Annotated in this window: 14 protein-coding genes; 9 read left to right on the top strand and 5 right to left on the bottom strand. The window is 70.0% G+C overall.

Going from position 1 to position 11,858, the window contains the following annotated elements; genetic code table 11:
• Positions 1-115 precede the first annotated feature (115 nt).
• Positions 116-430, top strand: coding sequence for a hypothetical protein (locus AB0K02_RS03710; RefSeq protein WP_365990678.1), 315 nt, complete (start codon positions 116-118; stop codon positions 428-430).
• Positions 431-452: 22 nt separating this feature from the next.
• Here the strand turns inward: AB0K02_RS03710 and AB0K02_RS03705 are convergent, their stop codons facing one another.
• Together AB0K02_RS03705 and AB0K02_RS03700 are read right to left on the bottom strand one after the other, a co-directional pair.
• Positions 453-1,040: a nicotinamidase gene (locus tag AB0K02_RS03705; RefSeq protein WP_365990677.1), complete on the bottom strand. Its 588-nt coding sequence runs from the start codon at positions 1,038-1,040 to the stop codon at positions 453-455.
• Positions 1,041-1,211: 171 nt separating this feature from the next.
• The gene (locus AB0K02_RS03700; RefSeq protein WP_365990676.1) at positions 1,212-2,540 is read right to left on the bottom strand and encodes a nicotinate phosphoribosyltransferase; all 1,329 of its coding nucleotides are present in this window, start codon (positions 2,538-2,540) and stop codon (positions 1,212-1,214) included.
• Positions 2,541-2,632: 92 nt separating this feature from the next.
• On the opposite strand from AB0K02_RS03700, the gene clpS reads away from it, so the two are divergent.
• The 7 genes from clpS (at position 2,633) to AB0K02_RS03665 (ending at position 7,394) form a co-directional block, all read left to right on the top strand.
• A complete protein-coding gene (clpS, locus tag AB0K02_RS03695; protein WP_365990675.1) occupies positions 2,633-2,944 on the top strand; it encodes an ATP-dependent Clp protease adapter ClpS in 312 nt (103 codons plus the stop codon).
• On the top strand, positions 2,944-3,531 hold the full coding sequence (locus tag AB0K02_RS03690) for a DUF2017 domain-containing protein (RefSeq protein ID WP_365990674.1): 588 nt from the start codon (positions 2,944-2,946) through the stop codon (positions 3,529-3,531). The genes clpS and AB0K02_RS03690 overlap by 1 nt, the downstream gene beginning before the upstream one ends.
• Before the next feature lie 367 nt (positions 3,532-3,898).
• A complete protein-coding gene (locus tag AB0K02_RS03685; protein ID WP_365990673.1) occupies positions 3,899-5,320 on the top strand; it encodes an amino acid permease in 1,422 nt (473 codons plus the stop codon).
• Between the two features lie 75 nt (positions 5,321-5,395).
• A complete protein-coding gene (locus AB0K02_RS03680; RefSeq protein WP_365990672.1) occupies positions 5,396-5,818 on the top strand; it encodes a M67 family metallopeptidase in 423 nt (140 codons plus the stop codon).
• A 134-nt stretch (positions 5,819-5,952) separates the two neighbouring features.
• Positions 5,953-6,072: a putative leader peptide gene (locus AB0K02_RS03675; RefSeq protein ID WP_365990671.1), complete on the top strand. Its 120-nt coding sequence runs from the start codon at positions 5,953-5,955 to the stop codon at positions 6,070-6,072.
• Between the two features lie 87 nt (positions 6,073-6,159).
• The gene (locus AB0K02_RS03670; protein ID WP_307715283.1) at positions 6,160-6,438 is read left to right on the top strand and encodes a MoaD/ThiS family protein; all 279 of its coding nucleotides are present in this window, start codon (positions 6,160-6,162) and stop codon (positions 6,436-6,438) included.
• Positions 6,439-6,443: 5 nt separating this feature from the next.
• Entirely contained in the window at positions 6,444-7,394 is a 951-nt protein-coding gene (locus tag AB0K02_RS03665; protein WP_365990670.1) for a cysteine synthase, read from the top strand.
• 152 nt (positions 7,395-7,546) lie between these two features.
• Here AB0K02_RS03665 and AB0K02_RS03660 read toward each other — a convergent pair whose 3' ends face one another.
• Positions 7,547-8,020: a type II toxin-antitoxin system PemK/MazF family toxin gene (locus AB0K02_RS03660; protein ID WP_365990669.1), complete on the bottom strand. Its 474-nt coding sequence runs from the start codon at positions 8,018-8,020 to the stop codon at positions 7,547-7,549.
• Positions 8,021-8,227: 207 nt separating this feature from the next.
• Here AB0K02_RS03660 and AB0K02_RS03655 point away from each other — a divergent pair, with 207 nt between their 5' ends.
• A complete protein-coding gene (locus tag AB0K02_RS03655; protein WP_365990668.1) occupies positions 8,228-8,980 on the top strand; it encodes an MBL fold metallo-hydrolase in 753 nt (250 codons plus the stop codon).
• Between the two features lie 62 nt (positions 8,981-9,042).
• Here the strand turns inward: AB0K02_RS03655 and AB0K02_RS03650 are convergent, their stop codons facing one another.
• Positions 9,043-10,311, bottom strand: coding sequence for a PTS transporter subunit EIIC (locus AB0K02_RS03650; RefSeq protein WP_365990667.1), 1,269 nt, complete (start codon positions 10,309-10,311; stop codon positions 9,043-9,045).
• A 277-nt stretch (positions 10,312-10,588) separates the two neighbouring features.
• Positions 10,589-11,848 carry a PTS transporter subunit EIIC gene (locus AB0K02_RS03645; RefSeq protein WP_365990666.1) on the bottom strand — a complete coding sequence of 420 codons (1,260 nt, stop codon included), beginning with the start codon at positions 11,846-11,848 and terminating at the stop codon, positions 10,589-10,591.
• Between the last annotated feature and the right edge of the window lie 10 nt (positions 11,849-11,858).

Raw genomic sequence — 11,858 nt, 5'->3', positions numbered from 1 at the left:
AACTGCAGGTCACAGGGGTATCGGCCGTCGCCCTCTAGCGGGCGGCGGCCGATCGTGTTTAGGTGCGGGGGACGAAGCCCTTATTGACAGTGAACGCACGGGGGAGTGGTTCCGCATGCCTGCTGGAGGTTTTTGCAAGCTGCCCAACGGCAGCGTGGTCGTCGCGCTCAGCCTGCCCAGCCCAGCCGGCGACGGGACCAGCGTGCGGTTCCTCGTGCACGCGGCGAACCGGGCCAGGGCGCTGACCCGGCTGCGCAACCTGGGCCTGCGCGCGGTCTACCTGCGCGGCAACGCCGAGCCGCCGACGCCGGACGAGGTGACCGCCGTCCTGCATCACCCGGACGGGCTGCTGTGGCGCGCGGAGCAGGGCGCCGCCCCGGACCTCTGGCGTCCGGTACGGGCGCTGCTCAGATCCGCCCGCCCCGCCTGACGGCCGCGACGATGCGGCGGGGTCAGACCACCACCGGCTTCCCGCTCAGCTCCACACCCGCCGCGCGCAGCTCCTCCAGGGCGCGGTCGGTCGTCTCCTTCGAGACCCCCGCGGTCAGGTCGAGCAGCACACGGGTGGTGAAGCCCTCGCTGGCCGCGTCGAGCGCCGTGGCCCGCACACAGTGGTCGGTCGCGATGCCGACGACGTCCACCTCGGTGACGCCGCGGGCCCGCAGCCACTCGGCCAGCGTGGAGCCGTTCTCGTCGGTGCCCTCGAAGCCGCTGTACGCCGCCGCGTACGCGCCCTTCTCGAAGACCGCGGCGACGGCGCCCGAGGCCACGGCCGGCGCGAAGTTCGGATGGAAGCCGACGCCCTCCGTGCCCGCGACGCAGTGCCGCGGCCAGGAGTCGACGAAGTCGGGGTGCTCGGAGAAGTGGCCGCCCGGCTCGATGTGGTGGTCGCGGGTGGCGACCACGTGGCGGTAGCCCGGCTGGGCCTGGCCGATCAGCTCGGTGATGGCGGCTGCGACGTCGGCGCCTCCCGACACCGCGAGGCTGCCGCCCTCGCAGAAGTCGTTCTGAACGTCCACGACGATCAAGGCGCGGTGCATGGCGGGTGTCCTTCGGTGGCTGGGTGACGGTCGGCGCGGTGGCCGGCGGACTCGTCCCGCCGGGCGGGCCGGACGACCGGCGAGGGTTCAACTACTGAGCGTAGACACTCGGAACGCCCGGCGGGAGGGGGCGTCGGACGCTCGCGCCCGCGCCTTTCCCTCCGCACGGACCTACACGTACTCGGTCGGGATCACCGGCTCGCCGCGCGAGAGCTGGATCGCCGACATCGGCAGCCCGGCCCGCGCCGCGATGTGCCGCTCGCGCGCCGCGTCCAGCGGCTCGCGGGCCACGATCTCGCCGCCCTTGACCAGCTCCACCAGCAACTGCCGGTCCACCAGCTCGGGCGTCACGTCGCCGAGCCCGACGACCTCGGCCTCGGCGACCCCGTGCTCGTCCAGCCGGCGCGCGGCCCACTTGCGGCCGCCGATCGAAAGCTTCCCGCCCAGCGACTTCTTCGCCACCGGCTCCAGCGCGGCCCGCGGGTCCGCCGAGCGGGCCCGCGCGACGAGCTTGTAGACCATCGAGCAGGTCGGGTGACCGCTGCCGGTGACCAGCTGGGTGCCCACGCCGTACGCGTCCACCGGGGCCGCGGCGAGCGACGCGATGGCGTACTCGTCGAGGTCGGAGGTGACGACGATCCTGGTGTCCACCGCGCCCAGCTCGTCCAGCTGCTTGCGCACCCGGTGCGCGACGAGCAGCAGGTCGCCCGAGTCGATCCGTACGGCCCCGAGCTCGGGGCCCGCGATGTCGACCGCGGTGCGCACGGCCTCGGCCACGTCGAAGGTGTCGACGAGCAGGGTCGTGCCGCGGCCCAGCGAGTCGACCTGCGCCTGGAAGGCGCCGCGCTCGCTGTCGTGCAGGAGGGTGAAGGCGTGGGCGCTGGTGCCGACCGTGGGGATGGCGTAGCGGTAGCCGGCCGCCAGGTCGGAGGTGGAGTCGAACCCGCCGACGTACGCGGCGCGGGAGGCCGCGACGGCGGACAGCTCGTGGGTGCGGCGGGCGCCCATCTCGATCAGGCCGCGCCCGCCGGCGGCCGCGGACATGCGCGAGGCGGCCGCCGCGATCGCCGAGTCGTGGTTGAGGATCGACAGGATCACGGTCTCCAGCAGCACGCACTCGGCGAAGGAGCCCTCGACCCGCAGGATCGGCGAGCCGGGGAAGTACACCTCGCCCTCGGGGTAGCCCCAGATGTCGCCGCGGAAGCGGTAGCCGGCGAGCCATTCGAGGGTCGGCCCGTCGACGATGTGCCGCTCGCGCAGGAAGTCGAGCACGCCCGCGTCGAAGCGGAAGTTCTCCACGGCGTCCAGGACGCGGCCGGTGCCCGCGACGACACCGTAGCGACGGCCCTCGGGAAGCCGGCGGGTGAAGACCTCGAAGACCGAGCGCCGCTCGGCCGTCCCGGCCTCGAGCGCCGCCTGGAGCATCGTGAACTCGTACTGATCGGTGAAGAGCGCGGTCGACGGCACGTCCACCGGCAGCCCAAGGTCTGCAGTGTTCATGACCGCGATGCTAGCGCACATTTCGTCAGTCTGACGAGATGTCTCTGTCACCGGCGGGGTCGTTTGTGCGACGAGGGGGCTCAGGTGGCAGCATGGGTGGAGTGACTGTGCCACTGGAGATCGAGCAGACCGAGTCGGCCGAGGAGAGCGCGGCCGTCCCTGAGCCCGATGTGCCCTGGGTGACCCTGGTGCACAACGACCCGGTCAACCTGATGAGCTACGTCACCTATGTCTTCCAGGCCTACTTCGGCTACTCCAAGGACAAGGCGCACAAGCTGATGCTCGACGTCCATCACAAGGGACGCGCCGTCGTCTCCAGCGGCAGCCGCGAGGAGATGGAACGGGACGTGCAGGCGATGCACGGATACGGACTGTGGGCCACGCTCACCCAGGACCGTGGCTGATGAGTTCTCACTTCGAGCCGCTGAAGGGCGGCGGCGCCGCCGTGGCACTGGACGAGGTCGAGATCTCCATCCTGCGCTCCCTGGTCGTGCAGATGCTGGAGCTCATCGGCCCGGGTGACGAGCCGGCCCAGGGCGAGGACCCGCTGGCCGCCCTGTTCGCCGAGGGGCCGAGCGAACCGCCCTCCGATCCGGCGCTCGCCCGCCTCTTCCCCGAGGCCTACGCGGACCCCGGGGCCGGGCCGCAGGACGACGAGAGGCGCGCGGCCTCCGCCGAGTTCCGCCGCTTCACCGAGAACGACCTGCGCACCCGCAAGCGCGACGACGCCCTGGCGGTGGTCCGCAGCCTGGACTCGCTGACCCCCGGCGGCGACGGCGGCGCCGTGCTGGAGCTGGGCGCCGAGGACTGCCTGCACTGGCTGGGCGCGCTCAACGACCTGCGGCTGACCATCGGCACCCGGCTCGAGGTCACCGACGAGGACGAGAACGACGACCTGTACCGGCTGCCGGACTCCGACCCGCGCAAGCCCATGGTGATGGCCTACCTCTGGCTCGGGGCGCTTCAGGAGACGCTCATCGAGACCCTCTGACACCCTGAGGGCTCGCCCTCGGTGTGGATTTGCCCCGTAGTGGCGGTATCCGTCCTGGCGTGTGTTCGCTCAACGGACGCTCAAATCCGAATAACGATCACGTCACCGCGCCACGACACTTTGCCGCCACACGCGCTCTTTGTCCCCTTCTTCCTGTGGGGTGCGTCACTCTCGCTTCAGTGGATCACTGTTGCGGCCGTGATAAATCTTCACGACCGCTCGGGGACGCCACCCCTGTCCCCGAGGGCGCTTGAACCGGCAGACCGCCGGTGGCACTCCATCCACATCCGGGGGGATCAGGACCTGATCCGTAACCGCGCGACGCAGCGGTCGCGGCGGATCAGCATGGAGAAAGGGCGCATCACCAATGACCTCGATGCAGGTCGAACCGAACGACGGCAAAGAGGCCGCGGGCGCGGACGAGGGCTACCAGCGTGGACTGGGGGCCCGGCAGATCCAGATGATCGCGATCGGCGGTGCCATCGGCACCGGCCTCTTCCTCGGCGCGGGCAAGGCCATCTCCAAGGCCGGCCCCAGCCTCATCCTGGCCTACGCCATCGCGGGCCTGGTCATCTTCTTCATCATGCGGGCGCTGGGCGAACTGCTCATGTACCGCCCCGTCTCGGGGTCGTTCTCCGAGTACGCGCGCGAGTTCATCGGTCCCTTCGCGGGCTTCGTCACCGGCTGGACGTACTGGCTCTTCTGGGTCGTGACCGGAATGACCGAGGTCACGGCGGCCGCCCAGTACATGACGTACTGGTTCGACATCCCGCAATGGGTCTCCGCGCTGATCTTCACGATCATCCTCTACGGCGCGAACCTGATCTCCGTGAAGCTCTTCGGCGAGCTCGAGTTCTGGTTCTCCATGGTCAAGGTCACCGCCATCATCGGCATGATCCTGATCTGCCTCGGCATCCTCACGCTCGGCTTCTCCGACGCCGGTGAGACCGCGTCCGTCACCCACCTGTGGGCCGACGGCGGCTTCTTCCCCAAGGGCATCGGCGGCACGCTGATGACCCTGCAGATCGTCATGTTCGCCTTCCTCGCGGTCGAGCTGGTCGGCGTCACCGCCGGCGAGTCCAAGGACCCGGAGAAGACGCTGCCCAAGGCCATCAACACCGTGCCGTGGCGTATCGCCGTCTTCTACGTCGGCGCCCTGATCATGATCCTGTCGGTCGTCTCCTGGACCCACTTCGAGCCGGGCGTCTCCCCGTTCGTCGCCGCCTTCGACAAGATGGGCCTCGCCGTCGGCGCCGGCATCGTCAACTTCGTCGTGCTCACCGCGGCCCTGTCGTCCTGCAACTCCGGCATGTACTCCACCGGCCGGATGCTGCGCGACCTCGCGCTCAACAACCAGGGCCCGAAGCTCTTCACCCGCCTGACCAGGAACGGCACCCCGCTCATCGGCACCACCTTCTCGGCGCTGCTGATGATGTTCGGCGTCTGGATCAACTACCAGTGGCCGGGCAAGGCGTTCGAGATGGTCGTCTCCTTCGCCACGATCTCCGGCATGTGGGCCTGGATCATGATCCTGGTCAGCCAGATCCGGTACCGGGCCAGGGCCGACCGCGGCGAACTGCCCGAGTCCACCTTCAAGGCGCCCGGCGCCCCCTTCACCAGCTGGTTCGCCCTCGCCTTCATCGGCATGGTGATCGTGATGATGGGCGTCGACAAGGACGCCCGGATCTCGCTGTACTGCGCCCCGCTGTGGGGCCTGATCCTCGGCGTCTCCTACCTGGTGCTCAAGAGCCGCAACCCCGACGGCGCGGCCTTCGCCAAGCGCTCGTAAGGGCGGCGTCCAGCATCCGGGCCGCCGCGTACCACTCATCGGTACGCGGCGGCCCGTCTGCTTATCCTGTCGCTCATGCTGACCATCACCCAGGCCCTGTTCGACCAGATCGTCGCCCACGCCCGCGCGGACCACCCCGACGAGGCCTGCGGAGTCGTCGCCGGCCCGGAGGGCTCCGGCCGCCCCGAGCGCTTCATCCCGATGCTGAACGCGGCCCGCTCGCCCACGTTCTACGAGTTCGACTCCGCCGACCTCCTCAAGCTCTACCGCGAGCTGGACGACAACGACGAGGAGCCGGTGATCATCTACCACTCGCACACCGCGACCGAGGCGTACCCCTCGCGCACCGACATCAGCTACGCCAACGAGCCCGGCGCGCACTACGTCCTCGTCTCCACCGCCGACACCGACGACGCGGGCCCCTTCCAGTTCCGCTCGTTCCGCATCGTGGAGGGCGAGGTCACCGAAGAGGACGTCAAGGTCGTCGAGGCGTACTGAGAGGTGCGGGACATCGGTACGGGCGGGCCGTCCGACAAGGGGTTCCGCCCGTGCGGTTCACATCCTGAGCGGCTTCCGTCCGATATGCGAGATCACACTGAAGGATCGGGACCGGGAATCGATACGATGACCGCATGGTTCTTCACGACGTGAGCGACAAGACGCCGAGCACCCTGCTGCTCGTTGCGCGGCTGCACGTCGACCTGTGCCGCCTCGCCAGCGCGATGTGTACGGCCACCCGCGCCGCGTTCTGACGTACGAGCGCACCACGCCAGCAGCACCCCCCGCGCGGGGGCCACAGCCGCGCGCCCCTACGCCACCTTCCGACAGGAGCCCACGTCATGGCCATCGAGGTCCGCATCCCGACCATCCTCCGCACCTACACCGGCGGAGCCAAGGCCGTCGAAGGCAGCGGAGACACCCTCGCCGAGCTGTTCGCAGACCTCGAGTCCCGGCACAGCGGCATCCAGGAGCGCATCGTCGAGGGCGACCAGCTGCGCCGCTTCGTCAACGTCTACCTGAACGACGAGGACGTCCGCTTCCTGGACGGCATCTCCACCAAGCTGTCCGACGGGGACAACGTCACGATCCTGCCGGCCGTCGCCGGCGGCATGGTCTGATCCTGATGCGTTACGACTCCCCGCTCGCCGCCGTCGGCAACACGCCGCTGGTGCGGCTCCCGCGGCTGTCCCCGTCCGAGGACGTCCGCATCTGGGCCAAGCTGGAGGACCGCAACCCGACCGGCTCGATCAAGGACCGCCCCGCGCTCCACATGGTCGAGCAGGCGGAGAAGGACGGCCGGCTCACCCCCGGCTGCACCATCCTCGAACCGACCAGCGGCAACACCGGCATCTCGCTGGCGATGGCGGCCAAGCTCAAGGGCTACCGCATCGTCTGCGTCATGCCGGAGAACACCTCCCAGGAGCGGCGCGACCTGCTCGCGATGTGGGGCGCCGAGATCATCTCGTCCCCCGCGGCTGGGGGCTCCAACACGGCGGTGCGCGTCGCCAAGGAGCTCGCCGAGCAGAACCCGTCGTGGGTGATGCTCTACCAGTACGGCAACCCGGACAACGCGGGCGCGCACTACGCGACCACCGGCCCGGAGATCCTCGCGGACCTGCCGTCGGTCACCCACTTCGTGGCGGGCCTCGGTACGACGGGCACGCTGATGGGCGTCGGCCGCTACCTGCGCGAGAACAAGCCGGACGTGAAGATCGTCGCCGCCGAGCCGCGCTACGACGACCTCGTCTACGGTCTGCGCAACCTGGACGAGGGCTTCGTCCCCGAGCTCTACGACGCGTCCGTGCTGACCACCCGCTTCTCGGTCGGCTCCGCGGACGCGGTCACCCGCACCCGCGAGCTCCTCCAGCAGGAGGGCATCTTCGCGGGCGTCTCCACGGGGGCGGCCCTGCACGCCGCGATCGGCGTCGGCAGGAAGGCCGTCAAGGCGGGGGAGCAGGCGGACATCGTGTTCGTGGTGGCGGACGGCGGGTGGAAGTACCTGTCGACGGGCGTCTACACGGCGAAGACGACGGAAGAGGCGATCGAGACGCTGCAGGGCCAGCTCTGGGCGTAACGGGTCCCGGCCCGGGGCTCCGGGGGCTCCGCCGGGGCCCGCGCGCCTCGATCGCCGGCGCGGCGGCTGCCGCGCCGGTCGTGGCTGCGCAGAGGTCGCACGTCGGGCTCGGCAGTCCGCGCGCAGCGCGGGACCGGAACCGGGGCGGGGACTCACACCGCCAAATGCCGGACCTGGTCCCAGACCGCCGGGTCCACCGTGCCCACCCGCCTGCGGAACTCGCCCACCCGTACGTCCCGCAGCTCGTCCGTCTCCAGGAAGCTCGGCCGCCCCTGCGCGTCGCCCACGGTGCCCGGCGGCAGCGCGATCACCCCGGAGCGTTCGTCGTGGTACCGGCTCGTGATCTTCGCGACCAGGGCCGTTCCGCCCCGTACCGACAGGACCAGGCAGGGGCGGTCCTTCGATCCGGGACCGTCCTCGTAGGGCACATCCGCCCACCAGATCTCGCCCGGTGACGGTCGCCCCTTCGGCCTGACTCCGCGCTCGCGTGCGCGCTCGCCCGGTCGCCCCGGTGGCCGCCTGCGACCGGCCGGCCGCCGCGCGCCGCGGCCGAGTCCGTCGGAGACGGCGACCACGAGAGCGACCACGACGACGGCGATCACGGCGAGCCACCACGACGTGTCCATACCGGAGACGTTACCCGCGCCCCCCGTGCCCCCGCCCGCCCCCGCTTCCGTGGCCCGGCGCCCGCACCCCTGTTCGGCGCCCCGGGTAAGGGTGAGTTCTCCCACAACACAGCGCTGCTGAGGAGCGACCGGCCCTTTCGCGCCTTACGCTCGACGGACCGCACGAACCTTCCCCAGCCCTCCTTCGTCCACGGAGGTTCCAGCTCAATGAAGCTCACCGTCGTCGGTTGCTCGGGGTCGTTCCCGTCCGCGGATTCGGCCTGCTCGAGCTACCTCGTAGAGGCCGACGGCTTCCGGCTGCTCCTCGACATGGGCAACGGCGCCCTCGGCGAGCTGCAGCGCCACTGCGGTCTCTACGACCTCGACGCCATCTTCCTCAGCCACCTGCACGCGGACCACTGCATCGACATGTGCGGGTACTTCGTGGCCCGCTACTACCGCCACGACGGCGGCCGCTGCGCACCCATGCCGGTCTTCGGCCCCGAGGGCACGGAGCAGCGGCTGACGACGGCGTACGCGGACACGCCCTCCGCGTCGTCGATGAGCGAGGTGTTCGACTTCCACACGCTGAAGTCCGGCAGCTTCGAGATCGGCCCGTTCTCCGTGCGTACGGAACGGGTGGCCCACCCGGTCGAGACGTACGGGATCAGGGTGGAGCACGGCGGGAAGTCGCTGACGTACTCGGGCGACACGGGCGTGTGCGACGCACTGGACGAACTCGCCGCCGGTGCGGACCTCTTCCTGTGCGAGGCGTCGTTCGTGCACGGCAAGGAGGACATCCCGGACCTCCACCTCAACGGCCGCGAGGCGGGCGCCTGCGCGCAGCGGGCGAACGCGCGCCGGCTGGTGCTGACGCACATCCCGCCGTGGACGGACGGCGGGCGGAACCTGTCGGACGCGCGCGCGGTCTACGACGGTCCGGCGGAGATCGCGGTGCCGGGCGCCGTGTACGAGATCTGAGCCGGCCCCACGACACGGGAGGCCCCCGCCCTGAGGGCGGGGGCCTCCCTCATGCGCGAGGGCTACTTGGCCTCGGCCTTCTGCAGCTCGGCGAGCTCCTCGTCGGACTCGCGGCCCGGCGTCGGGAGGTTGAACTTGGTGATCGCGAAGCGGAAGACCGCGTAGTAGACCGCCGCGAAGCACAGGCCGACCAGGGCCAGGCCCCAGGGGTTGGACGCGATGCCCAGGTTCAGCAGGAAGTCCACCGCGCCGGCCGAGAAGCCGAAGCCGTCCTTCATGCCGAGCGACCAGGTCAGGGCCATCGAGACACCGGTGAGCACGGCGTGGATCGCGTACAGGACCGGCGCGATGAACATGAAGGTGAACTCGATCGGCTCGGTGACACCCGTGACGAAGGAGGTCAGGGCGAGCGAGAACATCATGCCGCCGACGACCTTGCGGCGCTCGGGGCGGGCGCAGTGCACGATGGCGAGGCAGGCCGCCGGGAGGGCGAACATCATGATCGGGAAGAAGCCGGTCATGAACTGGCCGGCGGACGGGTCACCGGCGAGGAAGCGGGCGATGTCGCCGCTCTTGCCCTCGTAGGAACCGGCCTGGAACCACGGGAAGGAGTTCAGCAGGTGGTGCATGCCGACCGGGATCAGCGCGCGGTTGGCGACACCGAAGATGCCGGCGCCCACGGCCCCCGAGCTGACCAGGCTCTCGCCGAACCAGTGCAGACCCGAGCCGAGCCACGGCCAGATCAGGCCGAAGACGATGCCGGTGAGCAGACCCGCGAAGGCCGACAGGATCGGGACGAGGCGTCGGCCGCCGAAGAAGCCGGCCCAGTCGGGCAGCTTGGTGCGGTAGAAGCGCTGGTAGAGCAGGGCCACGATGATGCCCATGACCACGCCGCCGAGCACCTTGGCGTCGACCGCCTGCTCCACCATGACGATCTTGCCGTCGACTATGGCTTCCTTCTTGGGCAGGCTGCTGTCCGTGAAGGTGCCGAGCACGCTCTTGAAGACGAGGTAACCGGCCACCGCCGCGAGGGCCGTCGATCCGTCCGACTTCTTCGCGAAGCCGATCGCGATACCGACGGCGAACAGCAGCGCCATGTTGTCGAGCAGAGCGCCGCCACCGGCCGCCATGTACCCGGCGATCTCGGTGACGAAGGTCGGGAACGACTCCTTGCCGAGCATGTCGGGCTGACCGAAACGCACGAGCAGCGCGGCCGCGGGCAGCACGGCGACCGGCAGCATCAGGCTGCGGCCGATGCGCTGCAGGACAGCCATCGCACCCGCGCCCGTCTTCTTGTTGTCCGCCCCGGGGGCGGCGCTGGCCGTGGACATCAACTTCCTCCTGGGGGTCCCCCCGGCCGGACCGGCTGGGGGAGGGCAAGGCGCCGCCGAGGACAGAGATCGGGGGAGGGCGGCGGCTCAGGGGAGAATGCGGCAGTGGTCTGGACCGCATGGTCTACACCACTCAGTGGTGTAGACCTGTTGTAGCACGGTGAGGGTTGGATAAGGAACCTGCGAAATTCGCGGGCCCGGTAACAATCCGGTGTATGCACGCGAACGCCCCCGGGCCGCCGGCTTCGGGGGCGTCACGCCTTTGTTCGGCGGGGCGTCACTTCGTCGCGTCCCGCTCCATCTCCTCCTGGACCTCCTCGGGCTCGCGGCCGGGGGTCGGGATGTCGAACACCGTGATCACCACGCGGAACACGATGTAGTAGACGACCGCGAAGCACGCGCCGATCGGCAGGATCAGCCACGGTTTGGTGTCCAGGTGCCAGTTCACGACGTAGTCGATCAGCCCCGCCGAGAAGCTGAAACCCGCGTGGACGCCGAGCGCCCAGGTGATCGCCATCGAGGCGCCGGTGAGCAGCGCGTGCAGCCCGTACAGCAGCGGTGCGGCGAACATGAACGAGAACTCGATCGGCTCGGTCACGCCCGTCACGAACGACGTCAGGCCGACGGAGAACATCAGGCCCGCCACGCGCTTGCGGTGCTCGGGGCGGGCGCAGTGCGTAATGGCCAGGGCGGCCGCCGGGAGGCCGAACATCATGATCGGGAAGAAGCCCGACATGAACTGGCCGGCATCCGGGTCACCGGCGAAGAACCGGGTCAGGTCGCCCTGGACGCCGGTGCCGTCGTCGTCCGTGTACTCGCCCGCCTGGAACCAGAAGAACGTGTTCAGGAACTGGTGCATGCCGATCGGGATGAGCAGCCGGTTCGCGACGCCGAAGATGCCCGCGCCCCACGCGCCGAGGTCGATCAACTGTTTCGAGAACGAGGTCAGCGCGTCGCCCACCGGGTCCCACAGCAGCCCGAACAGCACGCCCAGGACGCAGCAGACGAAGGCCATGATGATCGGCACGAGCCGCCGGCCGTTGAAGAATCCGAGCCAGTCGACGAGTCTCGTGCGGTGGTAGCGCTGCCAGATGACCGCCGTCAGCAGGCCGATCACGATGCCGCCGAGGACGCCGGGGTTCTGGGGTGAGCCCTCGGGCATCTCCTCGGTGACCGACCCGCTGACGGGGAAGGCCTTGAGGACGTTGTGGTAGACGAGGAAGCCCGCCACCGCGGCGAGCGCGGTGGAGCCGTCCGACTTCTTGGCGAAGCCGATCGCGACGCCGATGCAGAAGAGGAGCGGGAGGCCGAGGCTGCCGTCGAGGATGCCGGTGCCGCCCTTGATCAGGACGTCGGACGTCTTGTCCCAGAAGTCGCCGTGGAGATACGCGGCGAACAGGTTGCCCAGGCTGACGAGCAGGCCCGCGGCCGGCAGGACGGCCACCGGGAGCTGGAGGCTGCGGCCCACCTTCTGGAGCCCCTGGAAGAGTCCGCTCCGCCACGTGTGCCGCGGCGCGGCCGCGCTCTCGGTGCTCATCGGCGTCCTC

The organism is Streptomyces sp. NPDC049597, assembly GCF_040675505.1.
Taxonomy (GTDB): domain Bacteria; phylum Actinomycetota; class Actinomycetes; order Streptomycetales; family Streptomycetaceae; genus Streptomyces.
This window is presented reverse-complemented; position numbering and strand designations above follow the sequence as displayed.

Excerpts from the sequence above, each read along its gene's own strand:
- AB0K02_RS03650 (WP_365990667.1), bottom strand. The coding sequence starts at position 10,311 with ATGTCCACGGCCAGCGCCGCCCCCGGGGCGGACAACAAGAAGACGGGC.
- AB0K02_RS03700 (WP_365990676.1), bottom strand. The coding sequence starts at position 2,540 with ATGAACACTGCAGACCTTGGGCTGCCGGTGGACGTGCCGTCGACCGCG.
- AB0K02_RS03705 (WP_365990677.1), bottom strand. The coding sequence starts at position 1,040 with ATGCACCGCGCCTTGATCGTCGTGGACGTTCAGAACGACTTCTGCGAG.
- AB0K02_RS03655 (WP_365990668.1), top strand. The coding sequence starts at position 8,228 with ATGAAGCTCACCGTCGTCGGTTGCTCGGGGTCGTTCCCGTCCGCGGAT.
- AB0K02_RS03665 (WP_365990670.1), top strand. The coding sequence starts at position 6,444 with ATGCGTTACGACTCCCCGCTCGCCGCCGTCGGCAACACGCCGCTGGTG.
- AB0K02_RS03645 (WP_365990666.1), bottom strand. The coding sequence starts at position 11,848 with ATGAGCACCGAGAGCGCGGCCGCGCCGCGGCACACGTGGCGGAGCGGA.
- AB0K02_RS03685 (WP_365990673.1), top strand. The coding sequence starts at position 3,899 with ATGACCTCGATGCAGGTCGAACCGAACGACGGCAAAGAGGCCGCGGGC.
- clpS (WP_365990675.1), top strand. The coding sequence starts at position 2,633 with ATGGGTGGAGTGACTGTGCCACTGGAGATCGAGCAGACCGAGTCGGCC.
- AB0K02_RS03670 (WP_307715283.1), top strand. The coding sequence starts at position 6,160 with ATGGCCATCGAGGTCCGCATCCCGACCATCCTCCGCACCTACACCGGC.
- AB0K02_RS03675 (WP_365990671.1), top strand. The coding sequence starts at position 5,953 with ATGGTTCTTCACGACGTGAGCGACAAGACGCCGAGCACCCTGCTGCTC.
- AB0K02_RS03660 (WP_365990669.1), bottom strand. The coding sequence starts at position 8,020 with ATGGACACGTCGTGGTGGCTCGCCGTGATCGCCGTCGTCGTGGTCGCT.
- AB0K02_RS03710 (WP_365990678.1), top strand. The coding sequence starts at position 116 with ATGCCTGCTGGAGGTTTTTGCAAGCTGCCCAACGGCAGCGTGGTCGTC.
- AB0K02_RS03690 (WP_365990674.1), top strand. The coding sequence starts at position 2,944 with ATGAGTTCTCACTTCGAGCCGCTGAAGGGCGGCGGCGCCGCCGTGGCA.
- AB0K02_RS03680 (WP_365990672.1), top strand. The coding sequence starts at position 5,396 with ATGCTGACCATCACCCAGGCCCTGTTCGACCAGATCGTCGCCCACGCC.